This is a genomic window from Dyadobacter sp. CY323 (genome assembly GCF_021390245.1).
In the GTDB taxonomy this organism is placed as follows: domain Bacteria; phylum Bacteroidota; class Bacteroidia; order Cytophagales; family Spirosomataceae; genus Dyadobacter.
In genome coordinates, this window is the sequence record NZ_JAJUXH010000002.1 from 311,584 (window position 1) to 338,582 (window position 26,999).

A 26,999-nucleotide genomic window follows, 5' to 3' on the forward strand; every position below is an offset into this window, starting at 1 on the left:
CTTAATGGCTGTAATTAAAATCTGAAATTGTACGTAATGGTCGGGATAGGCTGACCAAAAATCGAAAGCTGATACCCATTCACCCTGCCTGCCACCGTTTGGAAGTAAACCGAAGTGGGATTTTTTCTTCCAAGTAAGTTGTACACCGCCAATGTCCAGGAACTATGCGCCAGCTTCTTGATCTTATGGTTCCCCTCTATATTCATCGCGAGATCCGTACGGTAATAATCCGGAATACGGAACTGGTTCCGATCGGCATAATACACTCTTTGAGCGCCGTCGATCATATACTTCCCGATCGGAGGTGTGTACGGGCGGCCGGTACTGTATGTAAAATTGAAAGATAAACTAAACCGGTGCGAGAAGCGGTAGTTGGAAATCACCGTGAAATCGTGTGGTTTGTCGTAATTACTTGGATAGAAATTACCATTATTCGGCGCATCGGGCGAGTCGCGATCTATGGCTCGAAGCAACGTTCTGGAATAGGTGTAACCCAGCCAGCCATTTAATTTTCCGGTCATTTTCTTGATCATGAATTCCACGCCATACGCTTTTGCTTTGGTATTCAGCACCGCAGCTTCAATGTTGTGGTTCATGATGAGTGAATCGCCGCCTTTGTAATCGAGGAAATTCTGTATGTTCTTGTAATACCCTTCCAGCGAAACTTCCACTTTATTCCCCCTGAAATTGCGGTACAAACCAAGTGAGAACTGATCACCGATTTGTGGTTTAATGTACGGATCACTCAACTTCCAGATGTCGGTCGGAGAGATCGTCATCGTATTGGTCAGCAAATGGATATACTGCCGCAAGGTATTGTAGCTCACTTTCAGCGAAAGGTTATCAAACACACTGTACCGAACGGATGCCCGGTATTCCGGCCCGCCATAAGATTTGATCTTTTCACCGGCTTTGTAATTCTTTACTCCTTCCTGATAAATGTATTCAATGGGAAGGCCTGGAACATACGTGTTCACTTCCTTTGGTCCGAGATATTGAAAAAAGGAATAACGGATACCGGCAGAAATGGAAAGGCGCGGACTTACTTCAAATTTATCTTCAATGTAAAGCGCACTTTCCATCGCCTGCTCAGCTGGAAGCTCGTCGGGACGGATCAGCGATTCAGCTGTTTTGGGTTGGAATGAGCCTGGGTGAAGTTTATAATAAATGCTGCTGAAACCGAAATCCAGCGTATGTCGCGCGTTTAGCTGGTAACTCAAATCCGCCTTGAAATTGGATTGGTTAATGTCAAATTTCAGATCAAATGAGTTCAGTGGGAGTCCCGCAGCGCCCATGGCATATTGGTATTTGCTGTGAGAAGCGGTGAGTACCCCATATAATTTGGAGTTGAATGTATGCTTCCATTTCAAAGAACCAAGCTGATTTTGGTAAGTGTATAAGGTATCCCCAAATAATCTAAACCGGTCATCGCTCACATATCCTGTTAAAAACAAGCTGTTCTTCTCGTTGATTTCATGGCTGATATTCAGGTTAATGTCGTAGAATGACGCCGAGCTTTTGTTGTAATTTTCATTGTCCAGCGCTTTGATTACCCAATTGGAGTACGTGGAGCGGCCTCCGAGAAGAAAGGAAGTTTTGTCTTTCACGATCGGACCTTCCAATGTTAACCTGCCTGTTACCAGCCCGATACCTCCCGATGCCACGAACTTCTTCTTGTTCCCATCCCGGCTGTTGATGTCCAGTACGGATGACAGCCTGCCCCCGAACTTTGCTGGAATGGTGCTTTTGTAGAGCTCAACGTCTTTTAACACATCCGGGTTGAATGCAGAGAAAAACCCGAAAAGGTGCGAAGGATTGTAGATCACCGCATCATTATACTGGATCAGGTTCTGGTCGGTGGAACCTCCCCGAACGTTCAGACCGGTACTGTTCTCTCCTACTGATTTTATCCCCGGCAGCGTAAGAACGGTACGAAGCAAATCGGTTTCCCCAAAAACGGTAGGAACCTGTTTCAGGTTTTTGATCGTCAGCTTAACCGTTCCCATTTGTGTACCGACCACGTTTTTGTCCTGCCCGGCTTTCACCGAAACTTCCTTTAATGCGATCACACTTTCCCGCATTTCCACATCGAGCTTGCCATCCGAATAAAGAATAATCTGGCGCTGCGTTTCCCGCATGCCCGTGCTTTTGATCCTGAGAAGCTGCTTTCCCCTGGGTATAGTAAGTGAATAAAAACCTAATGCGTCGGTTGTCACCCCGATTGACGGTGAATTAATAAAAATAGCGGCGCCGATTACCGGCTCACCAGTAACTGCATTTCGTATGTAACCTGTAACCGTGGAGTTTCCCGGGGTGATCCTGTGTTTCCTGATCCCAATGTCGTGTACTTTACTCTCAGCCGTCGAAAGCAATTTCTCTTTTGCATCGCTCTCCGGCCCGGTATAGGCTAATGTGTCGTTATCACTTGCCCGGTTCGGCTCAAAAAGCCCCGGAGTAAGCTGGGTAATAATGCGCTGGCCTTGTGTAATGTAGATCCGTTTTTGCGCATCGATCGCATATTCGAATTCGGACCCGCGAAAAACCTGGTCCAATACCTCACGAATCGTGAGATCTTTCACATTGAGATCGAGCGTCAGGCTGTCGAACTTGGCGGTATCGTAGTAGAGGTAATAGCCGGTCTGAGATTCGACTTGTTTGACAAACTCCCCAAACCTCGCAGAATCGAGACGCATGGTGATTTTTTTTTCCACGTTGTTTTGAGATAAGGCAACATTGGAAATAAAAAGACAGCAAATGGAAAGGATCAGGGGTAGAAGTATCTTCATGGTTGTGCTTGTTTGTCGTATGCTTCGACAATTTTGACAATGGCTAACTCTCTGTTTTTGCGGTATCTGATCTTTTCATCCCGCAGCACTCTGCGCAATTCCTTTTTGTCTTCGGGAAATAAAGCGAAAGTTGACTTTTTGGAGCGGACACTGTGATAACGGCCGTCCTTAAAGATATAATAGAAGTCTTTTTGCGGGAAAAGAGCAATTACGCGTTTATCGACAATCTTCTCCTGCCGCTGTTTCGATCGTCTGACCAGAGTTTTTGACTTACCATTGTAGATAACGTCATAAAATCCAGTGCGCATTTGCTCATTTATACTTTTTCCAGACTCGAAATGCCCGAAATGATGCTGATCCAGCAGGAAGTAATCGACCTTTTCACTTTGGAGCAAAATGTGATCGCCATTAAAATGCTTGATCACTAATTCGTCGTGGAAAATATCATATAACATCGCGATGCTGTCGAAACGCTGTCCATCGTACATCACAACTCCGTTGTGCCACTTTCGCTGGTTAAAAAACTGGTGCTCTTCCTGCCTCGCATCATACACATAATATTGCCGGCCATTATACAGATTCTGGGACATTGAAGTGGCCGATTTGTATAAAGAAATCGGATAGGCAGGTGTTTTCGCGGAGGAAGTCTGCACGTTCGCAACCTGACAGATCGAGCTTTGGGAAAGGCAAATCAGAAGAACTAAGACCGTAGTAAAAATGCGCATGCAGACGAAGTTTTCTTTTAATACGACAACACTCCTTATTATTGTTGCAATATAACTTATGTATTTAAAGATGTGAACATGAGTTACATACTTCAAACCGAAAATATTTATTTTGCCGGTGCACATACGATTAATGCAATACATAATTAATCATAAATATCAGTTTCTTAATACCTCTTCCCGGGTAATATCCTAACTTTGAATTTGTATACGTCACACATCATTGATCATCCATTATTCCATTTATGAAAATTTTAATTACCGGAGGTGCTGGTTTTGTAGGGTCTTCTTTGGCCATTTCATTAAAAATTAATTATCCGGATTATCAGGTTTTTGCACTGGATAATTTGAAGCGCAGAGGTTCGGAATTAAACCTTAGCAGGTTAAAAAAGCACGGTGTCGAATTTGTGCACGGTGACATCCGCAATAAAGAAGATTTTGACTCCATTCCAGCCGTCGATACGGTTATAGAAGCGTCTGCTGAGCCGTCCGTACTTGCCGGACTTGATGGCACTCCCGATTATTTGATTAATACAAACCTGGTTGGGACCGTCAACTGCCTCAATTACGCATTAAAACACAAAGCCGCATTCATTTTTCTGTCTACAAGCCGGGTTTACCCGATTAAAACGATTGAGACCCTGAATTTTGTGGAGGAAGAAACCCGTTTTGCATTATCAGACGAGCAGCCGGTTCCCGGTGTTTCCTCGAAAGGTATTGCCGAAGACTTCCCATTAAATGGCGCGCGCTCACTTTACGGTACTACGAAGCTTGCTTCTGAATTGATCATTCAGGAATATAATGAGTTTTATAATCTGAAAACGGTTATCAATCGCTGTGGCGTAATTACCGGACCCTGGCAAATGGGCAAGGTAGATCAGGGAGTAATGGTGCTATGGATTGCAAAGCATTACTTTGACCAGCAACTTGGGTACTTTGGCTACGGCGGGACCGGCAAACAGATCCGCGATATGCTGCACGTGGCAGATCTTTACAGGCTCATCGACTGGCAGTTGCATAATCTGGATGCTGTAAATGGTGAAATCCTGAATGCAGGTGGCGGTTTGGAAAGCAGTGCGTCTTTGCAGGAGCTTACCAAAGTTTGTCAGGAAGTAACCGGCAAAACTATTCCGATCAAAGTCGTTCCGGAAAACCGTACCGCTGATATCCGGCTTTATGTAACGGATAATACAAAAGTGACTGCGTTGACGGGTTGGAAACCGCAAATTGGCATTCGGCAGATCGTCGAAGAAATCACCGCCTGGCTGGCCGAAAACGAAGAAGATCTCGCCCCAATTTTGAAATAAGTTTTTGAAGGGGAGAAAAGGGAGGATGGAGGAAAGGGATTATCAATCTGCCTTTCCCGTCGTCCCTTTCTTCCCATTCCTCTGTTCTCCCAATTCTAACATTCAGTCATTCTATCATTACTACATGAAAATAATAGAATGCCCACGTGATGCCTGGCAGGGATTTCATTCTTTTATCCCCACTGACAAAAAAGCCGCTTACCTGAACCAACTTTTGAAGGTTGGATTTGACACCATCGATTTTGGGAGCTTTGTCTCACCAAAAGCGATGCCTCAGGTAAGCGACACCAGCCAAATTCTCGGCAAACTGGATTTTTCAGGATCTACTACCAGTTTGCTGGCCATCGTCGCCAACGAACGCGGTGCTGCGGAAGCTTGCAGCTTTGACCAAATCCGGTTTCTCGGTTATCCGTTTTCGATTTCAGAAACCTTCCAGCTTCGCAATACAAATGCAACAATCAGAGAATCGCTCGATCGTGTCAAACGCATTAGCGAGTTATGCCTGAAATCCGAAAAAGAATTGGTGATCTATATTTCAATGGGTTTTGGCAATCCATATGGAGATCCCTGGAATTCAGAAATTGTAGTGGAATGGGTGGAAAAGCTTTCAGGCTTGGGAGTCCGGATCGTTTCATTGTCGGATACCATCGGGGTAGCAAATTCAGAGGACATAACATCGCTTTTCACGACGATTATTCCTCGTCATCCTCATCTGGAGTTCGGCGCGCATTTCCATTCAAATCCTTTAAACTGGAAACCGAAGATCGAAGCTGCGTACCAGGCAGGTTGTAGGCGGTTCGATGGTGCAATTTTAGGATATGGAGGTTGCCCAATGGCTCAGGATGAACTGGTAGGCAATATGGCAACCGAGCGGTTGATTGAATTTGGAATTGAAAGAAATGAGTGTTTGACCATAGACAAGGAATCATTTGCTATCGCGCGTTCCATGTTTATGGATTTAATAAATACCTAAACAAAAAGCTCCGAAGAAACTGAATTCCTCCGGAGCTTCCTATTTAAAGATATTTTTTCTCAGTGAGCCGCAAACTTGCGCTTTACAATTGCGAGCAATGCAGTCACTGCTTCTCCATTCACATCCCAGGCATATTTCGAGGCATATCTGTGCCAGATCAGGTTTTCCGCCTCTTCGAAGCTTTTTACTGTATCCAGCTCATAAATCGCTTTGTCGAAATGCTCACTGTTTTTATTAAAAAGTTGATTGACGAACATAAACCGCTGGCCCAGTGGAATTGATCCGGAAATGCTCTCCACTTTAACCTGCATACTTCCGTAAGATTTGTCTTCGGCAGGTTTAGGCAGCTCAACTTTAAACCGGTTGTTCAAAGAATCCCTTTCTGATGCGCTCGTTTTGGCTACGATATCACCTAAAATGGCCGATGCAGGTTCGGCTCTCGGGGCAGACGGTTTAGTGGATACCGAAGGCTCCAACTCGGTAAACGCAGAATCGAAGAATGATCTGGATTCATTTTTGACTGAAACCTGCCCAGGCCTGCCGCTTTCGACGATCCTCAATTCACTCAAATTGACCGGAAAAACATCCGAGAAATGAACCAAATGCTCGTCAATATTATCTACAAGATCGGCATTGTCTTTCAATTCGTATATCCAACTGACCGCCTGCGTTTGGTAAACCGAACTTGAACCACTGTCCGTCAAACGACCCAACATCGCCTCGGCAATTCCCCGGTGAATGTGCGTGTATTTGACCAGTTGTTCGGCTTTTTCATGCGTAAATTCCGCGTCAGGGGTAGCTCTGATCTTATCTTCATAATAAGATGCGGGGCTCAGCAGCAACTTTAATGCATCCTTTACAGAATCCAGAAGCAGAGGTTCCAGATCCGCGCGTTTTACGGCAATGTGCTGGGAGGCTGTATTCAAGAAATCTTCCAGCGCCTTTTTTACATCCTCGTTAGAAAAATCAAAATAGGGACTTCTGAACGTTTCGGCGTTGCTTTTCCATTCTTCAAACAAACGGTTGAGTATGCCGAGATTGACCTGTCTTACCGGAGTCAGTTTGAGTAAACCTGCTCCATTTATAGTATTTTGTGCCTGATATGCGTCATTTAGAACAGTTGTAGTGAACCTGAGAGCATATTGGTTGAGTGCAATTGAATTCAAATTCTCCGGCATAGCGAATAAGAGCTTTTGATAACGATCGTGTTTGAAAAAAAAAGGTTTGATTTGTAAATATAAAAAAATTGACCGTTAACCGGGCCAATCCTGCCGTAAACATGTTCGTTGAACCATCACATAAAAGAGAAAATCAGTACCCGCGAACCGGCTGGATTGAAGTCATCTGCGGATCCATGTTTTCCGGAAAAACCGAAGAGCTGATCCGCCGGCTGAACCGGGCCAAAATAGCCCGGCAAAAGATCCAGATTTTTAAACCTGCTCTGGATAAACGCTATCATGATGAGAACATTGTTTCACATAATGATAATTCGATACGCTCCACACCGGTGATTTCTGCATTTGAAATAACAGGTCTGGCTGAGAATTGCGAGGTAGTCGGACTTGATGAAGCGCAGTTTTTTGATGAAGGTATCGTAGAAGCATGTACCAGCCTCGCCGATTCTGGGAAACGGGTGATTGTTGCCGGGCTGGATATGGATTTCCTTGGTAAGCCATTTGGTTGCATGCCTCAACTGATGGCGATTGCTGAATATGTAACCAAAGTTCATGCAATTTGCATGGTCTGCGGCGAGGTTGCTTCGCATTCTTATCGCCTTTCTCCGTCCAATGAAAGGGTCCTTCTAGGCGAAACGGATCTGTATGAAGCGCGATGCCGCCGCTGTTTCAATCTCGGGGATAATGCTTAGTCCTCTATACCTATGAAAATCAGGAGGCTGCTGACTATATCTATTACTCTAAACACTCTTTTGATTGCTGCCGGGATCACTTTCGCTTACGTTTATCGCGACAAAATAGCGCAGAGATTCGTATCCCTAAAAGGTAACCCAGTCATTGTCATGTATGGCAACTCCATTACTGCGCAAGGTAAGTGGGTGGAGTTGCTGGGACGAACCGACGTCATGAATAATGCGCTTCCCGGCATGTCTACCTATCATTTTTTACAATTAGTCCAGACTCACGTTATTGATCTGCATCCTAAAATCTGCTTTGTAAAAGGTGGGATCAATGACATTACAGTAGGTGTTTCGCAGGAAAAGTTGCAGGCTAACTACCAGGCGATTCTTGAAAAACTGCTGCAAAATCACATTGAACCGGTTGTCACTCTCACGATTTATGAACAAAATGATCCTGTCAGTAAAAAGGAGGTAGATGAGCTAAACCATTTTCTCGTCCGATTTTGCGATAATCATGACATTACTTACATTGATCTTAATCCCTTTATTTCTGATACAACTGGTCTAAAAGCTGAGTTCGCGGTTGATAAAACACATTTGAATGAAAAGGCGTATGAGATCTGGACGGCGGAGATTGAGAGGGTTTTGAAGGAAAAAGGAATTTGAAAGCCTGATTAACAAAAAAACCCGATATTACCCGGGTCTTTTTGCCTGCAGATATTTAATGTTATTTAAAAACCACTATCCTCTGAGTTGTTTCCTCGCCGTTCATCAATTTGATCTTAACAATGTAATGCCCGTTGCCCAATCTGCGCAAGTCAATCCTTGGCTCAATTTTGGAGGCGGAACGGTAAACATTGATCCCATCTGAGTTTACAATGTCGATAACAGCTATTTTTTCCGGGTCGTCGACTCCGACAATCAGATAGTCTGCCACCGGATTCGGATAAATCAACGTTGACTTGGATCCGAAAAACAAACTTCTAAGGCCACTGAAAGTACTTGTACCATCCTTATCAATCATGTGCAGGCGATAAAGATTCTCACCATTGCACGGATCGTTATCAGTCGCTTCATAGGTAAGCTCTGCCTCACTATCTCCGGAAGCTGCTACTGTTTGAAAAGTTGACCACGTTTTACCGTTTTTGCTGCGCTGGACATCGAACCTTTCGCTGTTGGTCTCTTCCGTAGTAACCCATTTAATTTTAGCCGTTCCCGCTTCTTTTGTAATTTCAAATGAAACGAGAGTGACGGGCAGAGCCTGATTAATCGGACCCAGGATTACTCTTCTAATGCCTTCCACCTCATTTACCCAGTTAGCTCCCGAGGTTGTGTTATCAAAAGGTACAACGGTTACCATGTTAGAATGCTGAACGACACCGTCGAATGCCAGGTTCACGATGGCTAGCCTGGCACCACCTGCCGGGATCTCGTTCTGACCGGTTCGTGTGAGGTTAATACTAAACCGCTTGACATTTGCATTTGCCGGCGGGGCGAAAAACATGGATGAGATACCTCCATCAGCCAGGAAACCATCATTCAGTACCATATCTGATGATAGAATAGAAACTCCAGGCGGCAACTGCATTTCCGATCTTATGTTCAGACCCTGCCAATTACTTGTTGTAGGATCAATAACATTATAGCCTGCGCCACGCAGCGCCCAAAGTTCAAAACTGTACTCCAGCCCATCGTTACTCAACTCGCTTTTGCGAAATTCGATCATTACCTGTCCAAAGCTGCAATCCGTTATCAGTAGCAATACAACTACAGTGATAATCTTTCTTAAAAATATATCCACATTCATAATAGTTTCGATTGGAATGATTAGTTGTGATAGAGTGTGAAATTGATGTCCTGCTTGAAATTCTTGTTAAACAGTTCCGCATCGGAATTATCAACTTTTCCGTCCAAATTCAAATCTGCATTGTCTAATACGCCATTTAGCGCATTTTTCACATGAGAGTTCAGTTTTGGTATATCAAGTACATCCAGGATCAAATCCTGATTAACGTCCCCGGCCCACAGGCAGTGAACTCCGTTTTTTATTACCATTTGAGGCGGATCCACGGACGGGTCGATGCGGAGAGCCTGTGATAAAGAACTGGTAAAATCATAATCGGCGGCTCCACCACCTGGCAGCATGATTGGATTACTCATGACCGCAAGGTGATTGCGATGTTTGACGACAATATGAATAGGCTCGGACTGTGAGTTAAATTTTGGAACCGAACCATCAACTTGTACCAGCGAACCGTCTGTTTTCAGAAGGAAACTTTTAGTCTCTAGTATGGCAGCGATATCGCCCGCTTTCCTGATTTCCACTCGCACCCAATCGACAACTTGCCCATTTAATCCATTTACATTTCCAATATCCCCATACTGAGCGCCGCTACCATACGGATCTATAATTGGCAGTAATGCCACTCCATGAAAATGTTTTTGCAAATCGTTACGCATTGTCGTTCCGCTTTGAGACAATGCACCTTCCAATGCAATCCTGATATTCAATTGTGATATGCTGGCGCAGTTAGGAGAAGTTACCGTCACTTTGGATGTGGACAAATCGATATTATAGCAATTTGAGAAAGAGTAAAAAGCGTAATACTCACCAGCAGACGCGTTAGTAGGATCTTGAACTTCGTTTGCCGCGTTGTGGTTCGGGTCTGTAAACCATTTTAAGGCTCCGTCGGTTGGAGTCTGTCCGGTCACAAAGGCATTCAAATTGACAGTCGTCACTGGACAAACTGTTTCAATGGTACGCTGACTTAGGGTTACCAATGCTGGTGCAGCTACGGTAACTTTCGAGATTGAGTTTTCGGTATTGTAACATTCATTACCTGAATCGTAGAAGAACGCATAGTATGTACCATCTTTAACCGTTGCAGGAGTTTCTATTTTCTCTCCGGCATGTGCCGCATTGTTAAACCAGCGGAGTGATGTATTGGTCGGCGGGAGTCCGTCTAATGTTTTATTCAAATTGATCGTGTTCTCAGGACAGTTCATCGATTTCGAATCCGTCAGTAGTGGGACTTCGGTTTTAGTGATGGTCACAGTGACCGAGGAAGTGGAGTTATCTGTATTGTAACAGTTATTAGCTTCGTCCCAGAAAAAGGCAAAGTAGGTTCCTGACTTGCTAATTTTTTCAGGATTGGATACTTTGCTTGAATAATGCGTGGAGTTATTAAACCAAACTAAGGATGCTGCCTCTGGAATGGTGCCTTCGAAAAGACTGTTAAGGTTAACTGAAGTACAAACAGAGACGTTACTAATATTGGTATTGTTAAGAGCAACCTGACCAGCTTTGGCATTGCATATTTCAACCTTCACGGAATCCAATGCCAGGTCTGTATTGTAGCAATTATTTATATTATCGTATAAAAAAGCATAATAGTATCCCGGAGTGCCAACATGAACAGGATCTACTATTTTATTTCCGGAATGAATCGGATTATCATACCAAACTTTGGATAAGCTTGCTGGTACGAAATTGTTTTCAGAATCGTTGAGATCAACAGTGGTGGATGGAAACACATTAGATAGCATAGTTTTATCCAAAGAAAATAGTTTTTGCTCTGCATTGCATGGCCGAATAGCATCCGCAGCAATAGAAATACCGACAAAACTGGTCGTGCCTGCTGCTCCTTCTATACTTAGCGTTGCTGTTGTTCCCGAAGCAATAAAACTTAACGTCTTTAAGCACCAGACATTAAAGGGAGCCCTGTCATAACCTACTGCGGAGTTAAATTCAGTGACTTGCGCCTCTTGCGCTCCTCCAGTTAAAGTTATATGAATCGCACGGCTTCCTTGCTCAGTTAGAGCCGTCTTGGGGCCGATTATATGATAGGTAAATTTATACATTGTTCCAGGCACAAGACCTGAAATGGTCGTGTAAGCTTCGGCAGCTCGGAAATCTTGAAAGTTGCCATCAAAAAAACTTAAAAAGTTTGAAGTTGGGAATCCCACAGTCGTCGGCGACGCTGCGATGGCTGGATCCCATGGAATGAGCCCGCCCATATAATCCTTCGAAGAAACTTGTGTTTGGCCACGAATAAGCGTCCAACCAGGTGGCAAGCAATCTTCGCAAGTCTGGCTAGCATTTGTTGTTGGAATGCTTTGAGCATTTACAAATGCACATAAACAAAGCATCTGCATGATAAGCGATGTGAAAAACTTTCTGTTCATAATTTTGTCGATTTAAATCAGGAGAGGATCGTGTGTTTGTATTTTACCTCGTCGACAAGATTACTTGTAATTCAACACACTAACCAAAAGCATTAATCTTCGGCAGATGTGGATTTTTTTACGGTTATCGGAAAAGGAATTGCAAATCGAAGCATTTGGTACCGGGCACTAAAAAAACGGCTGCCTCGTGAGAAGCAGCCGTTTTCTATATCAATTGTCCGATGTTAAGCGCTAACCTGGTTCATCACCTCAGTTTGTTTACGGATAGATTCCATGTGAACCAGCTTGAAAAGTTCGTCAACCAGATTCGGGTATAGATTCATGCTTTTTCCCCAACCGGCGCGTGTTTCCAAGACTTCACGGAAACGGTCAACCTGGTAAGCTGCAACGTTGTTATCACGTTTGTATTCAGCCAGTTTTTCAACCAAAGCCATACGTTGTGCCAATGTTTCGAGCATTTCACGATCCAGGTGATCAATTTTACCACGAATGATCTCCAGTTGTGTTGTGTAATCGCTTCCATAAGACTCTTTACGAACATGCAGATCATGCAACATCTGCCCAAGTGCAGCAGGGGTCAATTGTTGTGAAGCATCTGACCAGGCTTTATCTGGATCACGGTGCGATTCGATGATCAGACCATCGTAATGAAGATCCAGCGCACGTTGTGAAAGCTCATATAAGTAAGCACGTTTTCCAGCCATGTGGCTCGGATCACCGATTACAGGCAATTCAGGAAATAGTGTCTTTAATTCGATTGCGATATTCCACATGGGCGAATTGCGGAATTTTGTTTCCTGAGCATTTGAAAAACCTCTGTGAATTGCACCCAGTTTCTTAACCCCAGCCTGGTTTAAGCGTTCCAGGGCGCCAATCCACAACTGCAGATCAGGATTAACTGGGTTCTTAACCAAAACAGGTACATCTATACCTTTGAGAGCGTCAGCAAGTTCCTGAACGTTAAATGGGTTAACTGTGGTGCGCGCACCTACCCAAAGAATATCAACACCATACTTTAATGCAAGTTCGATGTGCTGAGGATTCGCTACTTCAACCGCAACCGGCATTCCAGTCTGTTTTTTCACTTCCTGCAACCAGGGGAGAGCAGCTTCGCCCATTCCTTCAAAGCTTCCCGGACGAGTCCTTGGTTTCCAAATTCCTGCACGGATCACGTGCGCAAATCCTTCTTCCTTGATCTGGTTTGCGGTTTCTAACATTTGTTCCTCGGTCTCTGCGCTGCAAGGTCCGGCGATTACCAAAGGTTTGCCTTCGGTATTGATCCAACTGCTAAGTGGAAGGATATCTAAAGAAGCATTCATATTCAAAAACTTGTCCTTAAGAAAAATAGATAATTGTAATATTTTGATCCGGTGTTATGCGTATTTCTGGGATTGCCGTACATTTGATGCCTTAAAGTTGAATAACTCCTTTATGAGTCTACATTCTTCCGGTGATTTAATATATACTGTTAATCACTCTCTTAGGAAAAACGTATTATAAAATGGCATATCCTTCACCAAAAGACCAAATACCTGTATTTTTTGAAGATACTTCTGTAGCTTTCGCTTCCAAATCCGACGCCAAACTGCGCAAAACGTACTGGTTATTCAGCCTTATGAATCAGGCACGGGTGGTAAATTTAGGCACTTTTTTTATAAAGCTTGCATTAAAGCTAAACTTACCGATAAAAAATCTCATCCGTGCCACCATTTTTGAACAATTCTGTGGTGGTGAGACAATTAACGACTGCGATGCCACCATTGAGATGCTGGCAAACTCCCGTATTGGTACCATTCTGGATTACTCTGTGGAAGGAGAGGATGAGGAAACCAGTTTCGACGCAACTGCGGCAGAAATTCTGAGAACAATCGACAAAGCTGCGGGTTCGAAAAGCATTCCTTTTTCGGTATTTAAGGTGACCGGAGTAGCGTCGGCCGATTTATTGGAGAAAATACAACGTAAGGATTCGCTTTCCGGTGAAGAAGAAGCCGCTTACTTGCGGTTAAAAAAGCGCGTGGAGCGGCTATGCAGCCATGCACACGACAAAAATGTTCGAATTTTTGTCGACGCCGAGGAGAGCTGGATTCAGGGTATTATTGATGAGCTCACCTATGAGATGATGCATAAATTCAATAAGGAGCAGCCCATCGTGTATAATACATATCAACTTTATCGACACGAAACGCTCGACGCGCTAAAAAGTGCCTACCTTATCGCACGTCAAAAAGGCTATTTTTTGGGAGGAAAACTGGTGCGCGGCGCCTATATGGAAAAGGAAAGACTCCGTGCCCGCGAGAATGAGTATTTCAATCCGATTCATGCATCAAAAGAAGCCACAGATACGGATTATAATGTAGCAATTGATTTTTGTCTCGAACATATTGAAAACGTTTCCATTTGCCTGGGAACTCACAATGAGTACAGCTCACAATACTGTGCCGCGAAAATGAAAAAGCTTGCTCTCGAAAATAACGACCCGCGCATTTGGTTTGCCCAGCTACTTGGAATGAGCGACAATATTTCGTATAATCTTGCCAAAGCAGGCTACAATGTAGCAAAATATGTTCCCTATGGTCCCATTGACGCCGTTCTTCCATATTTAATCCGTCGTGCAGAAGAAAATACGTCCATTGCCGGTCAAAGCAGCCGGGAGTATTTATTAGTTAAAAGTGAATTGAAAAGAAGGGGAATCGGTTCTTTATAAGTAACTTATTACTTTCGCAGTTTTAAAATCGTCCACAGTTTACAAAACGGAATGAACCAAACCAGAAATCCAACGCCTTATTTGCTTTTTAGTTTACTGCTTATTGTTGTAGATCAGGCCTCCAAACTTTTGGTTCATAAGTACATGGAGCCTGGTTTTTCCGGCCAGATTGCGCTCATCGGTGACTGGTTGAAACTGCATTATGTTTTGAATCCCGGTATGGCATTTGGTATGCAGCTAGGCCACGAATACGGCAAATTGTTCCTTACATTATTCCGGCTGGTGGCAATGGTCGCAATCGGTGGATATCTGATTCATTTGGCCAGGTCCGGCGCCTCAAAAGGCCTTCTCTGGGCATTGGCTATGATCCTGGCGGGAGCAGTCGGCAATGTAATCGACAGTACGTTTTACGGGGTATTCTTAGACAATGCACCTTACGGATCACCTACCCCATGGTTTCATGGTCAGGTAATCGACATGATTTTTGTGGACTTCTGGGAAGGTTTCATTCCCGACTGGGTACCGGTATGGGGCGGGCAATATTACTCCACCCCAATCTTCAACATCGCAGATTCCTGTATATTCATTGGTGTGTGTAGTATTCTGATTTTCCAGGGAAGTTTTCATTCTACCGGTCATCATGATAAGGAAGATCTCGAAGAAGACACCGATGAAGTAGCTGTCACGCAGGAAGATGTAGTAAAAGATAATGTGAGGGAAGATGCCGAAAACCAGTCACAAATCCCGGCGCCATCGCCAACCACCATCGATCTTAATAATGAGAGAACAAAAGACGAAAACTAGTTTTCGTCTTTTGTTAGCGGTACAAAATCTTTGAATGCTTTCTTAATTGCATTATCAGTAGCCTCTTTTTTGTTCTCCCAGTTGGCATCCAGTTCCAATGCGACCAAACCACTCAAATTCATGAGTGCTTTGAATTCATCTAGTTTGCGGATAAAATCTGACTGCCTTCGTGCTGATTTCTGGGCATATTCTCTTGCAAATACGTCTCCTTTGTTCTGCAGCTCATTCTTCTTCTGCATTACGTAATTGAAACGGTCCAGCAAGCCATTTACCGACTTCCCGATTACCTCTGTAGCTTCAAGCGTACCCACTGTTGCAACAGTTGTTCCTCCTATCGTGGTGATATACCCTCGCGCCACTGGTTTGTCCTGTGTGAAAGTCGGGGCGAGGCCTGTGGTAGCACCCAAAGATGCATTCAAAAGTGAACGGCTTCTTTTTCCTTTTTTTGCCCTTGTATATGATTTCTTAAGTTGTCCCTCCCTCTCGGTCATCTGTTCTAGCAACCCCCATGCATTTACCAATGCACCGCGATATAAGTTATAAACGTAGTTATCCCGCAGGCTTTCATCCACTGTGTTCTTTATTACCATCTTTACCGTCCGCTCTTTTTTATTTTGCGCTTTATCGAGGACGTAAAATGTTATGTTAAAAGCCAGAGTATCAAAAGGATCTTTGACAAATTCAAAGCCTGGCTCCCAAATAAATTCATAGCTTGTCGGAGTATTTTTTATTAAAGCCGAATGGGGCACGCGATTATTCTCAGAAATAAAGTTGAACGTGGTGATATCATCTTCGCCATTCGGGTCTGATAATGTAAATCGCAGATTAATCCGATTGTTCTCTGCACTTCTGATGACGGTGTTCTGGGGAATGATGGTAAAATCGGGTGCAAGATCCATTTGGGTAACATCAAGTTTGAGCCTACCCTTTGTCCTTGCCTTTGAGGGCTGATCTTCCACATAGAACTCCATGTAACGAGGACCTTTTTTCAATATATTAAATTGAACAATAGATGGTTCCCAGGTGATCTCACCCGCTGCAGTCAGTTTCATTCCCTCTGGCATTTCTTCCAGGATGGGCACAAACACTATGGGGTCACCATCCTGGTCACGCACCGATCCCATGTCAATCTTATATACGTTCTGAGTCTTGTATTGGACATAAAAAGGTTGCAGCTCGTCAATTTGAGGTGAGCGGTTCACGTGGTTTACTTTAAAAACCACTTCCCGCGAAACAGTTTCTCCGGCAGTATTCTGCACCTCAAATACAACAGGGAAGTTTTTTGTAGTATTTATCCGATCAGCAATATCGTATCCCGGCGTCCAGATAAAGTGACCGAGGGAATCGAACTTCATCTCTTTCACAAATCCATTCGCAATACTATATCTCACAGAGTCACTTTTACCACCTCTCGTTTGCAAATGAAAATTAATCTCTTTGCCTTCCTGAAGTATATTCCATTCTGTTTCACTAGGAAAAACAATCTGGAGTGCACCCGCCGAGGTAGCTTTCATATTGTCCTGCCCATGCACCTGCCCGACAAAGAAAGCTGTAGCTACAAGTATCAGTATTTTATGAATATTTTTTAGAATCATAACGTCGGAAATATAATTAATTCTATGGTTAGGGATGCTTGATCTTAACGCAAAACTAGCAAATCCTGTATAGAAATGCCCTGTGAATACTTATAAAAATGGTTTGAGAGTAATCGAGTGATTTTAATAATTACGCGTTTGCATTTTTTTAATATATCTCATTAAATCCATATGTAAATAAACCAAGTGAATCTATTAAATCACAAATATAAAAACCGGAGAGCAGCCATTTTAAAGACTGCTCTCCGGTTTTTAAAGTTCAATAACAATCTTATTATTTTTTCTTTGGCGTCGTTGTCGCCGGGGTAGTAGCTGGTTTGGCAGGTGTTGCTGCCGGAGCAGCTGCTTCTACTTTATCAGGATCTACACCCAGTTTTTTGAAGATCAATGGAGTCGCATTGTTCTCTTCCGATGCCGCGAACAAGATGATCGGCGTAGTGCCGGCACCAGCGTCCATATTCAGAATATAAAGAAAACCACTTTCCTTACCCACTTCCTGAATTGCATTATTCACTTTTGTCAGGATCGGCTCAAGTAATTGTTGTTGCTTGGTTTGCAAAGAAGTCTGTGCATTGGTTTGCATTTCCTGGATACGAGTCTGCAGGTTTTGCAATTCCTTTTCTTTGTCAGCACGGATCACATCTGTCATGTTAGCCCCGTTTTTCTGATAAGCCTCATACTTTTCCTGAGCTTCTTTGTAAGTTTCTCCCAATGCCTTGTCTAATTGAGCTTTGGTAACTTCAAGCTGGTTTTGCATTACCTTGCTTTCAGGCAACTTACTTATTACATAATCCACATTGGTATAACCTATCTTGGTAAGTCCGCTTGCAGGGGTAGTTTGGGCCAACAGAGGGGTGGTGATAATGGTCGTCAGGACCAATAAAGCCATCAATTTTTGTTTCATTGCTTTTTTACTTATTTAAGTTTACTGGTTGTACTTTTTTGTTTGGGTGAGCTTTCAACCGGAAGTTGTGCCGGTTGTTCTGGTTTTGATGCGATAGATGCTTTATTCGGTTTTGGATCAATACCCAAATCCTCCATCACATAGTCGGAATAGTCGTGCTTTGGATTAGTATAAAGCATTCCTATATCACTGGATTTGTCGAACATAAAGTCCAACCGACGTTGACTGCACACTTTATTTATAGCCCTCTGGACTTTTTCCATGGCCGGTTTCATCAACTCCTTTTTTTTCTGGAAAAGAAGCCCTTCCATTCCAAAGATCTTGCTATTATACTCGCCGGCTTCCAGTTCCTTCTCCTTGATCTCGTTCTGCCGTTTTCTTTTCAGGTCGTCTGTCAGCAAGATTTCTTCTGCCATATAGGCTCTTTGCATTCGATCCACCTCAGCGAACTTATCCTGAATTTCCTTAGCCCACTTTTCTGAGAATTTTTTCATCTCAGTTTGTGCAGCCAGATATTCGGGCATTTTACTGGTAATGAATTCCATATCCACATATCCTATCTTCTGCGCGGATACCTCTGAACTGTATAGAATTGACAAAACTAGCAAAATAAAAATCTTCTTCATGCCAAGCAGCTAATAATTTGCAAACATCTTTAACGAACCTCAGGCTGAAATATTATCTGATTTGCTGCCCGATCGTGAAATGAAATTGTGCTCCGCTTCTCTTCGGATCTCCTTGTATTTTGTCAAATCCGTATCCCCAGTCGATCCCCAGAAGACCAAATGCTGGCATAAATATCCTGGCACCAACCCCGGCGGACCGTTTCAGGTCAAAAGGATTAAACTCTTTGTAGGACCCCCAGTTATTACCTCCCTCAGCAAAACCCAGGATAAATATTGTAGCCTGTGGGTTCAAAGAAACCGGGTAACGAAGTTCCATGACATATTTATTATAAACGATACCACCTCCCGATGCAGGGTACCCATTTTGTGCCAATGGCCCTACCTTCTGATCCACGTATCCGCGAAGACCGATGATATCCTGGTCAGCCAGCGAGAATGAACCCTGACCTGCCAAACCGGAACCTCCGACGATGAAACGACCGAAAGGACTATATCCTACTTTGTCACCATACGCTCCCAGGAATCCCATGTGGGCTCTTGTACTTAATACCAGCTTGCCGGTGATCGTTGCATAATAACTCGCATCGAACATCCATTTATGATATTCAACCCAACGATACGTGTCGGTTTTGTCAGTGAAGTCCTTCTTTCTTAGTACTGAGTACGGAGGAGTGAAAGTTCCGCTCAACGAAATGTTACTTCCGCTTCTCGGAAATTGGAAGTCACTAAGCGTATTTCTTGAAATCGTCGTATTAAAAGAAATGTTATTCGAGCTTCCGGTGCTGTAACCGATCCGGAAAATGTCCAGACTGTCCAGACGATAGCGCTGATAAGATAATGAATGGGTCATCACCAGGTTTCTATCCGGTTCTTTCAGACGACGCCCAAGCGAGAATGTGATCCCATTGTTGAAGTACCCTCCGCGGTAATCGATCTGGCGTGAATTGCCGCCTGCACCATTCAGCCCGTAGATCGAACTAAAATCTGTCATCCGATAAACGGTACGCTGCAATGACACCCCGAAATTGATAGGCTTTTTACCTCCCAGCCAGGGCTCACTGAATGATAGTGAGTAAGTCTGATATTGCTTTCCATTGGCCTGGAAACGCAAGGAAAGCTTTTGACCGTCTCCCGATGGCAACGGACGCCAGGTTTCGCGATTTGGAATGTTTTTGAGAGAAAAGTTATTAAACACCAAGCCTAGTGTTCCCACAAAGCCGATATAACCACCCCAACCACCTGAGAGCTCGATCTGATCAGAAGGTTTTTCCTCTACGGTATATTCTATATCCACCGTTCCGTCAGACTGGTTCGGGATCGGGTTGATCTGAATTTTTTCAGGATCAAAATAGCCCATTTGCGAAAGCTGACGCTGGGTATTGATGATTTCAGTTTTACTGAATTTCTGCCCCGGTAATGTGAAAAGCTCTCTCAATACAACCCGATCGCTGGTTTTTGTATTACCATTCAAAAGGATACGATTAATCGTTGCTTGCTTGCCTTCAAACATCCTCAGCTCCACATCAATAGAATCTCCATCTACCGACTTTTCCGTTGGTTCAATGCGGAAATAGAGGTAACCGTCGTCCATGTAAATGGAACTCACATCGTTACCAGGAATCCCATTGATCTTCTTGTCCAGTTCTTCCGGATTGTAAACATCTCCCTTTTTCACACCCAACCGGTCGCTCAGATAAGTGGATGGGTATAAATAGTTTCCGGACCAGGTAATGTTCCGATAGTAGTATTTAGTACCTTCCTCGATCTTCATGTCGATACTAATGGTTTCTTCACCATTTTTAATTGTATCGAATTCAATCGTTGCATCGCGATATCCGTTTTTGCGGTAGTACGCAATTAGTTTTTCTTTATCCTCATCGTATTTTTTAGGAATGTATTTGGAAGGATTGAAGAGACGACCAATTCTTTTTTGTTTGGTGCCTTTCATTTTGCGTCTCAATGTTTTATCACTGATCGCAGTGTTTCCCTGAATATCAATCTTCTCAATTTTAACTTTTTTCCCTTTTGTAATTGTAAAGTTCAGTGTAGCCTGACCTCTCGTTGAATCCGGGATTTGAAGCACTTTTACTTTGGTATAGTAAAAGCCTTTATCCATATAATACTTCTTGATAACAAGTTGGGTGTTTTTGATAATGGTCGGTGTAATAACCCGCCCTTTAATCAACTTCACCTTGTCGTTCAATGTCTCTCTTTCACCCTTCCGGATTCCCGAAAACGACACTTTATAGAGGCGAGGTCTTTCCTTAATGTGGATATTAAGCCAAACCTTTTCTTCCTGAATCTTGGTAGCAAGGATTTCAACATCATCCAGTGTCCCGAAATCCATCATTTTTTTAATGGAAGAGGTAATAGCCGGACCGGGAATGCGAATTTTGTCCCCAGGCTTCAAACCTGAAATGGATACCATGGAATTAGGATCCAGGAATTGTGTACCTGAAACAGTTACTTCGGCAATGGTATATTCTTTTGGATTGGCCGGATCAATGCCCAGGTTGGATGCGGGCGCGGCTGGCTTGCCGTTCGCCCCTAAACCGATTCGTTGTGCATTTGCTGACAAACAGCAGCAAATCAATAACAACGCGGGAAGACTTTTCAGGTGTGCTAATATTGTATTCAAATTTTTCAAAAGGTTCATATTGTTCTACTTAGCACTATTCGCTTTAATTTGTTCACCTGTCTTTCCAAAGCGCCTCTCCCTGTTCTGATATGAAAGAATGGCTTCATACAAATGTTCCCTGCGGAAATCGGGCCAAAAAAGATCTTCGTAAAAATATAACTCTGAGTAAGCCAGTTGCCATAAAAGAAAGTTGCTGATCCTATGGTCACCTCCTGTTCGCAGCATTAAATCCACCTCGGGACGCTGCTTTGTAGCAAGATTTATGGAAATCATTTCTTCATTAATGTTCTCCGGGAGCAAAACGCCTTTTCTAACATCCTCCGCAATCTTCTTTGCAGCCTGGGTAATGTCCCATTTGCCGCTATATCCCAAAGCCAGGATCAGGTTGAGGCCTGTGTTTTGGCGGGTTGCTTCGATTGCCTCAGCAAGCTGACGCTGACAACTTCCGGGTAAACTTTCCGTATCTCCGATGGTATCAAGTCTGACATTGTTCTTTTGCATCGTGGGCAATTCGTTCCGGATCGATTGGACCAAAAGTTCCATCAGTGCTCTCACTTCGAACTCGGGGCGTGCCCAGTTTTCAGTTGAAAATGCATAGAGTGTCAAATATGAAACCCCAAGTTCAGCGCAACCTTCGGTCACCTCTCTCACGGCTTTTATCGCATTACGATGGCCGAATACCCGCGCCGCTCCCTGGTTTTGAGCCCACCTTCCGTTACCGTCCATGATAACGGCTATGTGCTTTGGCAGATTGCCCGTATCAATGAGCTCCTTCATTACTCGTGACTCCCTTTAACCTTTTTTAACAAAATAGATACACTTACTCAAAGACCCTGCATATTTAAACAGACTCAGGCTTTACCGGGAATCACTTTGTTGATCAACAGTACGTGAGACTGTGTGATTTTGTGTCGGAATCAGGAAAAATTTATTAAAATAATTCCGTCTGTTAACAAAAAATCATACTGATTAACAAGAGTTTAACCTGTAAAAATAGCTCAGGATTTTTTTATAGGGGCGCAATTTAGGAATAAGTATGCCCTCTTCAAAATCAATATTGGCGGGTGTAACCTATTTAGTTATCAAGAAGATGGCGTATTGCATCTGCGTATGTGCTTCCACTGGTGACCTGGGAGGCCTTTCGATCTCGCATGGCGATCACGTACTTACCATTGAAATGCTTCTGAATCTCCTTGATGTGATGTGAATTGACAATACCCGCCCGGCTGATGCGGAGGTAATGGTTGGGCAGCTTTTCTTCCAATGAAGTCAGCGTGTAGTTCAGCAGGTATTTCTGGCCATCGAGGGTATTCAGGAAAACGTATTTTTCCTCTGCCTCGAAATGCGTAATTTCTGTCAATGGTATTAAAAGAATGCGATCACCCGATTTGACTGAAAGCGAGAAGATCTCTTTCTTAGGTTTCATGTCTTCCAGCAGTTTCAGCAAATTTTCAGAGTAGGGATTTACACTACCTGCATTACTAGAGCCGGCATTTGCAATGTTTTTGATCTTTTCGATCGTTTTAGCCAAACGATCATTCTCAACCGGTTTTAACAAATAGTCTACCGAATTTTCCTCAAATGCCCGGATAGCATATTGATCGTATGCCGTTGAAAAAATGACTAATGGCATCTTGGTCAGCTTGGATAGCATTTCAAAACCATTTAAAAGCGGCATTTCGATGTCCAGGAATATAACATCGGGGCTATGCCGGTCGATCTCTACCAATCCTTCCGCCCCATTCCTAGCTTCGCCAACGATTGCAAATACCCCGGAATGTTTTTCAAGCAACCGTTTCAGACGGCTCAAAGCCAGAGGTTCATCGTCGATTAAAATTGTTTTAAGAGGGAACTGCATATTTGGATTGCTGTTGTTGTGTGATCGCTGATCGCTGGATTGCTATATTAACAGATTTATTCGGTTGATTGTGAAGTTCGAGCCTGGCTTCGTCGCCATACAATAACTTCATCTTGTCCTGAATACTACGGATCCCATATCCGGCTCCCATTGCTTCCGGGAATGCGGGACCGTTATCATGCACACAAAGGTGCAGCCAGCCGCCATCTTCATATATTTTGACCACAATATTACCCTGCTCAGCCATCCGCGAAATCCCATGCTTGATCGCATTTTCAACAATAGGTTGCAGAATGAATTTCGGCACCTGTAAATCTCTCAGCTCACTGTCGGTTACTTCTACAGTAAACTTCAGGCGATCGCCAAACCTCACTTTCTCAACCTGCAGATAGGTTTCCACCATTTCTAATTCGTTGTCGATGGTATCGAAATAATCGCCTGTTTTACGACTGGTTGTATATCTGAATAATTTGGAAAGCAGTAAGGTCATTTCTTCTGCTTTCTCCGGATCTTCGTGAACCAGGCTGGCAATGCTATTCAGCGAATTGTATAAAAAGTGGGGATTAATCCTGGCCTGCAATGCATCCAGTTCAGCCCTCGTTTTTAGTTTCTCAAGATTGAGCAACTGATATTCCTGATCTGAAATTTTCCGCGAAATTTGCCTTCCTTCTCTGCTCAGGTAGTAAAAAACGTTTGCGATGATCACCGGCCCCCACATATACCAGTACCATGGCGCGCTCTGCGCAGTTTCACCCGGGTACCGATTCTGGTAGTCCGAGACAATGCTGGTACCAAACAAAAAGTAGATCGCAACGCCCAGGGCATTATTCATCAGAAAAATCACAATGGACAAAATGATATGCTTCCAAGCCAGCCGCTTCATAAACACGTCCAGCCAGGTTGTGAGGCCCTGCGTCAATAGGATCGTACAAACTCCGCCAAGTACATTGTTCAGAATAAGATACTGGTAAAGCTTGATCCGGATCGGTTCTTCTGTAAAAGATATTTCAGCGGTAAAATACATGATCGCATTGATCCCATACAGGATTACAGCTCCCAGGATAACCGCCACAAATGTCCCCAGCCAGCCCTGGGTCTGAATCATCCCGATCAGGCTGAAATCCTGCCAGCTAAACGACCGCTCCTGAGAAGTAAAACTAAAATTGGCCCCCTCGACTTTCGCACCGGTAAGATCCACATCGGAAAGACTGCTGAAACTCAGGTCAGCATTGGTAAGGTCGGCATTTCGGAAAGACGTGCGGTCCAGGGATGAAAAACGAAGCTTGGCATTGCGCAGATTGGCTCCGTCAAAATTCATGTCTTTCAAACTCGAAAAACTAAAATCCGAATCTTCAAGATCCATATTGCTAAAATCCCTTCCATCCAGCGAGGAAGCCTTCATGCGCATTGGATTAGTTCCTTTTACCGCCATTACTTCGGAGACGTTACGTATTAATTAGTTTGAGACAACATCCAGTCCGTCTCCATTAAACCCCAATCCGGATGAATGGGCGAATCCATTTTGAAAGCGGAGAATTTCTGTTTTGCCTTTTCCAATACCGGTTTCGCTACCTTTTTACCACCGCCATATTCTTCCGGGGTGAAAAACAAGCTCGAACCTTCGAGATAATATATTCTTGGGTTTTCAGCATTCACTGCTCTTGCCGCATCCAGGTTTTCTTTAAAAGTTTCACCATCCGTTTGCCATCTGTTCATTGGATCTGCTGCGAGGTGAATTTGAGACTGATATGCTTTCAGTATCAATAACTCATCGTTCGGTTTACCCACAATCGCCTCAGCCTCTTTCAATAAGGCATTTGCTTTGCTCAGATACTGATCTTTCTCGTCGAGACTGCTGCCCACAAATCCCAGGATTACGTTACAGTAGGCTGTATAATATTTAGGCAGCCATTCCTTCGGTTCGGCTGATGCTATTCGTTCAAACCGGTTCGAAACATCCTGTAAAGTTTTCACATCCGGTTTCGTCCGGTCTATGCCTTTCAGTGCCTGGATACCATCTTGCATTGCCTGCATATATTTTTCATTCTGCGCCTGAACTATACATACCGTCAGGACCAATAACAATGCTGTTGCTAATAGATTTTTCATAGGATTTTGGTTTAAACGTTATCAGCATTTGCATAAATATTTCTCTTGATCCCTTTAAGATAAAAGGCCTCATGGCTAACAGATTTGTGCATTTGCTGACACAAATCTATTTGCCATGAAGCCCTGTACTAAGTGTTTTCCGACGAACTACTGGTTTCGACCGGATGAATCAAGCCGCAGAAGGAATGAAGATGAAAGGCTTAGAGCTCCTCGATCATGATATTTTTCCAGCGTACCTTAATTCCGCCGCCGTCATGGATTTGAAGAGCAATCCCTCCAACACCCGCGCCAATTTTCGCATCGTCCAAATCAACCATCAGATTACCATTCAGCCACGTCTGTGTTTTATCACCGACTGCACGAATACGCAATGTATTCCATTCTCCCATTTTAAGAAATCCTTCCTTTTCGTCTGGAATCTGAACGAGCCAGTTACGTCCATATGACTCGTAAATACCGCCAGTGTCGTGATTTGGCGGAGCAACCTCAACTTGCCAGCCTGAAACTTTGGTACCATCCACTGTAGATCGGAAAAACACACCGCTGTTTCCGTTTGCTTCTTGTTTGAATTGCAGGCTCAGATCGAAGTTCTTGTAAAACTTGTCGGTGGTAAGATAGCCGTATTTTTTGTCCGGGCCGCTTTCACAGATCAGCTCGCCGTTTTCCACATACCATTTTTCAGTTCCATTTATTTTCCAGCCGGTCAGATCCTTTCCGTTGAACAATTTTTTAGGCTTCTTCACAAAATCGGATTCATTCAACACCAGAAAAGCAGAGTTGAGGAATAAAATGGCAGCACAAAAAATGGCTAAATGCTTGGTCTTTAACATAAGGAGTTTGGGGTTAGGATTAAAAAAATCAGATTAAGAATGTTTTCAAAATACATTTTCCGTTAGTTTTACAAAAACTAATCGTCTGGAAAGCTATGAAAAAAAACCGTTTTTTGAGGCTTGGTGCCCTATTTTTTTTAATTACAGGCCTATTTTCACTCGCATTGACATCCTGTAAGGAAAACGAGGAAGACAAGGTGAAGCCTGTTACCATTACGGACATCATCCTTAAAAATAACGACTTCAGCATGCTCCGCGACATTATGCTTTATGCGGGAATGAGCGATGCAATGCGTACAGAAAACTATACCTTATTCGCACCGGACAATGACGCATTTGAAAAAGCGAACATTTTCAGTTCGAGCGTAATCACGAATTTACCGAAGGATTCTGCACGTTTCTTTCTTCAAAACCACATTTTGAAGAACCGTAAGGATTACGATGATTTGGTGGTGGGATCGTTTGATGCTCTGAATAAGAAAAAACTTAATATTACCAAAATAGATAGTGTGATCGCCATTAATAAGTCGGAGATTGTGATCGAGGATGTTAATGCGGCAAATGGCGTTATCCACGTCATAGACAGTGTTTTAGTCAGGTAGAAACAGAAATCATTTTATACCAAAGAACGCCCGATAGCATGTTGCTATCGGGCGTTCTTTGGTTAACACTAATTCAGAATTGCTCGATGTGTGCGAAAAAGAAATTTCCTTCAATTTCTGCATTCTCGTCCGAGTCAGAACCATGAATTGCATTTGCTTCAATGGATTTTGCAAATAGCTTGCGAATCGTTCCTTCGTCCGCATTTGCGGGATTTGTAGCACCGATTAATGTACGGAAGTCAGTTACTGCATTTTCTTTTTCCAAAATCATCGGAACAATCGCGCCGGAAGACATATATTGGCAAAGGTCGTTGTAGAATGGACGTTCCTTGTGTACAGCGTAAAATTCTCCTGCCCTTTCCGGTGTGAGCTTCGTCTTTTTAAGAGCTACGATCCGAAATCCTGCTTCCTCGATCATTTTAATAATGGAACCCGAATTTCCGTCCGATACGGCATCCGGTTTAATCATTGTGAATGTTCTATTCGTTGGCATACAAT

The 26,999-nt window shown here is 43.5% G+C and carries 23 protein-coding genes; 7 read left to right on the forward strand and 16 right to left on the reverse strand.

Features of this window, described 5'->3' with window-relative positions; genetic code table 11:
- Window positions 1-14: 14 nt before the first annotated feature.
- Together LZG72_RS04635 and LZG72_RS04640 are read right to left on the reverse strand one after the other, a co-directional pair.
- A complete protein-coding gene (locus tag LZG72_RS04635; RefSeq protein WP_233868130.1) occupies window positions 15-2,786 on the reverse strand; it encodes a TonB-dependent receptor in 2,772 nt (923 codons plus the stop codon).
- A complete protein-coding gene (locus LZG72_RS04640) occupies window positions 2,783-3,511 on the reverse strand; it encodes a hypothetical protein (protein ID WP_233868132.1) in 729 nt (242 codons plus the stop codon). Before LZG72_RS04640 ends, LZG72_RS04635 begins: the two co-directional genes overlap by 4 nt.
- A gap of 245 nt (window positions 3,512-3,756) precedes the next feature.
- Here LZG72_RS04640 and LZG72_RS04645 point away from each other — a divergent pair, with 245 nt between their 5' ends.
- Together LZG72_RS04645 and LZG72_RS04650 are read left to right on the forward strand one after the other, a co-directional pair.
- Window positions 3,757-4,818: an NAD-dependent epimerase/dehydratase family protein gene (locus LZG72_RS04645; protein WP_233868135.1), complete on the forward strand. Its 1,062-nt coding sequence runs from the start codon at window positions 3,757-3,759 to the stop codon at window positions 4,816-4,818.
- A gap of 124 nt (window positions 4,819-4,942) precedes the next feature.
- Window positions 4,943-5,791 (forward strand): hydroxymethylglutaryl-CoA lyase, encoded by an 849-nt coding sequence (locus tag LZG72_RS04650; protein ID WP_233868139.1) that lies wholly within the window; start codon window positions 4,943-4,945, stop codon window positions 5,789-5,791.
- A 59-nt stretch (window positions 5,792-5,850) separates the two neighbouring features.
- On the opposite strand, the gene LZG72_RS04655 is transcribed toward LZG72_RS04650, so the two are convergent.
- Window positions 5,851-6,969 (reverse strand): hypothetical protein, encoded by a 1,119-nt coding sequence (locus tag LZG72_RS04655; RefSeq protein WP_233868142.1) that lies wholly within the window; start codon window positions 6,967-6,969, stop codon window positions 5,851-5,853.
- Window positions 6,970-7,070: 101 nt separating this feature from the next.
- Between LZG72_RS04655 and LZG72_RS04660 the strand changes: the two genes are divergently transcribed.
- Entirely contained in the window at window positions 7,071-7,658 is a 588-nt protein-coding gene (locus tag LZG72_RS04660) for a thymidine kinase (RefSeq protein WP_233868146.1), read from the forward strand.
- 12 nt (window positions 7,659-7,670) lie between these two features.
- The gene (locus LZG72_RS04665) at window positions 7,671-8,312 is read left to right on the forward strand and encodes a GDSL-type esterase/lipase family protein (RefSeq protein ID WP_233868149.1); all 642 of its coding nucleotides are present in this window, start codon (window positions 7,671-7,673) and stop codon (window positions 8,310-8,312) included.
- Window positions 8,313-8,373: 61 nt separating this feature from the next.
- Here LZG72_RS04665 and LZG72_RS04670 read toward each other — a convergent pair whose 3' ends face one another.
- From LZG72_RS04670 to LZG72_RS04680, 3 genes are all read right to left on the reverse strand, one after another.
- Complete coding sequence (locus LZG72_RS04670; RefSeq protein WP_233868151.1) at window positions 8,374-9,453, reverse strand: T9SS type A sorting domain-containing protein; 1,080 nt, start codon at window positions 9,451-9,453, stop codon at window positions 8,374-8,376.
- Window positions 9,454-9,473: 20 nt separating this feature from the next.
- The gene (locus LZG72_RS04675) at window positions 9,474-11,831 is read right to left on the reverse strand and encodes a hypothetical protein (RefSeq protein ID WP_233868153.1); all 2,358 of its coding nucleotides are present in this window, start codon (window positions 11,829-11,831) and stop codon (window positions 9,474-9,476) included.
- A gap of 224 nt (window positions 11,832-12,055) precedes the next feature.
- Window positions 12,056-13,150 (reverse strand): chorismate mutase, encoded by a 1,095-nt coding sequence (locus LZG72_RS04680; RefSeq protein WP_233868155.1) that lies wholly within the window; start codon window positions 13,148-13,150, stop codon window positions 12,056-12,058.
- Window positions 13,151-13,332: 182 nt separating this feature from the next.
- Here LZG72_RS04680 and LZG72_RS04685 point away from each other — a divergent pair, with 182 nt between their 5' ends.
- Complete coding sequence (locus LZG72_RS04685; RefSeq protein WP_233868157.1) at window positions 13,333-14,535, forward strand: proline dehydrogenase family protein; 1,203 nt, start codon at window positions 13,333-13,335, stop codon at window positions 14,533-14,535.
- A 51-nt stretch (window positions 14,536-14,586) separates the two neighbouring features.
- The gene (locus LZG72_RS04690) at window positions 14,587-15,339 is read left to right on the forward strand and encodes a lipoprotein signal peptidase (RefSeq protein ID WP_233868159.1); all 753 of its coding nucleotides are present in this window, start codon (window positions 14,587-14,589) and stop codon (window positions 15,337-15,339) included.
- On the opposite strand, the gene LZG72_RS04695 is transcribed toward LZG72_RS04690, so the two are convergent.
- The 9 genes from LZG72_RS04695 to LZG72_RS04735 form a co-directional block, all read right to left on the reverse strand.
- Window positions 15,336-16,934, reverse strand: coding sequence for a hypothetical protein (locus LZG72_RS04695; RefSeq protein ID WP_233868161.1), 1,599 nt, complete (start codon window positions 16,932-16,934; stop codon window positions 15,336-15,338). The two genes, LZG72_RS04690 and LZG72_RS04695, sit on opposite strands and share 4 nt — an antisense overlap.
- A gap of 274 nt (window positions 16,935-17,208) precedes the next feature.
- Window positions 17,209-17,838: an OmpH family outer membrane protein gene (locus tag LZG72_RS04700; protein ID WP_233868163.1), complete on the reverse strand. Its 630-nt coding sequence runs from the start codon at window positions 17,836-17,838 to the stop codon at window positions 17,209-17,211.
- 11 nt (window positions 17,839-17,849) lie between these two features.
- Window positions 17,850-18,464 (reverse strand): OmpH family outer membrane protein, encoded by a 615-nt coding sequence (locus tag LZG72_RS04705; protein ID WP_233868166.1) that lies wholly within the window; start codon window positions 18,462-18,464, stop codon window positions 17,850-17,852.
- A 52-nt stretch (window positions 18,465-18,516) separates the two neighbouring features.
- On the reverse strand, window positions 18,517-21,120 hold the full coding sequence (gene bamA / locus LZG72_RS04710) for an outer membrane protein assembly factor BamA (RefSeq protein ID WP_233868169.1): 2,604 nt from the start codon (window positions 21,118-21,120) through the stop codon (window positions 18,517-18,519).
- Between the two features lie 6 nt (window positions 21,121-21,126).
- Window positions 21,127-21,879: an isoprenyl transferase gene (locus LZG72_RS04715; protein ID WP_233868172.1), complete on the reverse strand. Its 753-nt coding sequence runs from the start codon at window positions 21,877-21,879 to the stop codon at window positions 21,127-21,129.
- Between the two features lie 298 nt (window positions 21,880-22,177).
- Window positions 22,178-22,960, reverse strand: a complete 783-nt coding sequence (locus tag LZG72_RS04720; protein ID WP_233868175.1) for a LytTR family DNA-binding domain-containing protein — start codon at window positions 22,958-22,960, stop codon at window positions 22,178-22,180.
- Window positions 22,944-24,392, reverse strand: coding sequence for a histidine kinase (locus LZG72_RS04725; RefSeq protein WP_233868177.1), 1,449 nt, complete (start codon window positions 24,390-24,392; stop codon window positions 22,944-22,946). The genes LZG72_RS04720 and LZG72_RS04725 overlap by 17 nt, the downstream gene beginning before the upstream one ends.
- A gap of 20 nt (window positions 24,393-24,412) precedes the next feature.
- Window positions 24,413-25,069, reverse strand: coding sequence for a hypothetical protein (locus LZG72_RS04730; RefSeq protein ID WP_233868181.1), 657 nt, complete (start codon window positions 25,067-25,069; stop codon window positions 24,413-24,415).
- Between the two features lie 200 nt (window positions 25,070-25,269).
- Window positions 25,270-25,899 (reverse strand): DUF1080 domain-containing protein, encoded by a 630-nt coding sequence (locus LZG72_RS04735; RefSeq protein ID WP_233868184.1) that lies wholly within the window; start codon window positions 25,897-25,899, stop codon window positions 25,270-25,272.
- Window positions 25,900-25,994: 95 nt separating this feature from the next.
- Between LZG72_RS04735 and LZG72_RS04740 the strand changes: the two genes are divergently transcribed.
- Window positions 25,995-26,501, forward strand: a complete 507-nt coding sequence (locus tag LZG72_RS04740; RefSeq protein ID WP_233868187.1) for a fasciclin domain-containing protein — start codon at window positions 25,995-25,997, stop codon at window positions 26,499-26,501.
- 73 nt (window positions 26,502-26,574) lie between these two features.
- Here the strand turns inward: LZG72_RS04740 and LZG72_RS04745 are convergent, their stop codons facing one another.
- Window positions 26,575-26,994, reverse strand: a complete 420-nt coding sequence (locus tag LZG72_RS04745) for a nucleoside-diphosphate kinase (RefSeq protein ID WP_233868190.1) — start codon at window positions 26,992-26,994, stop codon at window positions 26,575-26,577.
- Window positions 26,995-26,999: the final 5 nt, after the last annotated feature.

Coding starts and splice junctions, on each gene's coding strand:
- LZG72_RS04635 (WP_233868130.1), bottom strand. CDS start 2,786: ATGAAGATACTTCTACCCCTGATCCTTTCCATTTGCTGTCTTTTTATT.
- LZG72_RS04640 (WP_233868132.1), bottom strand. CDS start 3,511: ATGCGCATTTTTACTACGGTCTTAGTTCTTCTGATTTGCCTTTCCCAA.
- LZG72_RS04645 (WP_233868135.1), top strand. CDS start 3,757: ATGAAAATTTTAATTACCGGAGGTGCTGGTTTTGTAGGGTCTTCTTTG.
- LZG72_RS04650 (WP_233868139.1), top strand. CDS start 4,943: ATGAAAATAATAGAATGCCCACGTGATGCCTGGCAGGGATTTCATTCT.
- LZG72_RS04655 (WP_233868142.1), bottom strand. CDS start 6,969: ATGCCGGAGAATTTGAATTCAATTGCACTCAACCAATATGCTCTCAGG.
- LZG72_RS04660 (WP_233868146.1), top strand. CDS start 7,071: ATGTTCGTTGAACCATCACATAAAAGAGAAAATCAGTACCCGCGAACC.
- LZG72_RS04665 (WP_233868149.1), top strand. CDS start 7,671: ATGAAAATCAGGAGGCTGCTGACTATATCTATTACTCTAAACACTCTT.
- LZG72_RS04670 (WP_233868151.1), bottom strand. CDS start 9,453: ATGAATGTGGATATATTTTTAAGAAAGATTATCACTGTAGTTGTATTG.
- LZG72_RS04675 (WP_233868153.1), bottom strand. CDS start 11,831: ATGAACAGAAAGTTTTTCACATCGCTTATCATGCAGATGCTTTGTTTA.
- LZG72_RS04680 (WP_233868155.1), bottom strand. CDS start 13,150: ATGAATGCTTCTTTAGATATCCTTCCACTTAGCAGTTGGATCAATACC.
- LZG72_RS04685 (WP_233868157.1), top strand. CDS start 13,333: ATGGCATATCCTTCACCAAAAGACCAAATACCTGTATTTTTTGAAGAT.
- LZG72_RS04690 (WP_233868159.1), top strand. CDS start 14,587: ATGAACCAAACCAGAAATCCAACGCCTTATTTGCTTTTTAGTTTACTG.
- LZG72_RS04695 (WP_233868161.1), bottom strand. CDS start 16,934: ATGATTCTAAAAAATATTCATAAAATACTGATACTTGTAGCTACAGCT.
- LZG72_RS04700 (WP_233868163.1), bottom strand. CDS start 17,838: ATGAAACAAAAATTGATGGCTTTATTGGTCCTGACGACCATTATCACC.
- LZG72_RS04705 (WP_233868166.1), bottom strand. CDS start 18,464: ATGAAGAAGATTTTTATTTTGCTAGTTTTGTCAATTCTATACAGTTCA.
- bamA (WP_233868169.1), bottom strand. CDS start 21,120: ATGAACCTTTTGAAAAATTTGAATACAATATTAGCACACCTGAAAAGT.
- LZG72_RS04715 (WP_233868172.1), bottom strand. CDS start 21,879: ATGAAGGAGCTCATTGATACGGGCAATCTGCCAAAGCACATAGCCGTT.
- LZG72_RS04720 (WP_233868175.1), bottom strand. CDS start 22,960: ATGCAGTTCCCTCTTAAAACAATTTTAATCGACGATGAACCTCTGGCT.
- LZG72_RS04725 (WP_233868177.1), bottom strand. CDS start 24,392: ATGGCGGTAAAAGGAACTAATCCAATGCGCATGAAGGCTTCCTCGCTG.
- LZG72_RS04730 (WP_233868181.1), bottom strand. CDS start 25,069: ATGAAAAATCTATTAGCAACAGCATTGTTATTGGTCCTGACGGTATGT.
- LZG72_RS04735 (WP_233868184.1), bottom strand. CDS start 25,899: ATGTTAAAGACCAAGCATTTAGCCATTTTTTGTGCTGCCATTTTATTC.
- LZG72_RS04740 (WP_233868187.1), top strand. CDS start 25,995: ATGAAAAAAAACCGTTTTTTGAGGCTTGGTGCCCTATTTTTTTTAATT.
- LZG72_RS04745 (WP_233868190.1), bottom strand. CDS start 26,994: ATGCCAACGAATAGAACATTCACAATGATTAAACCGGATGCCGTATCG.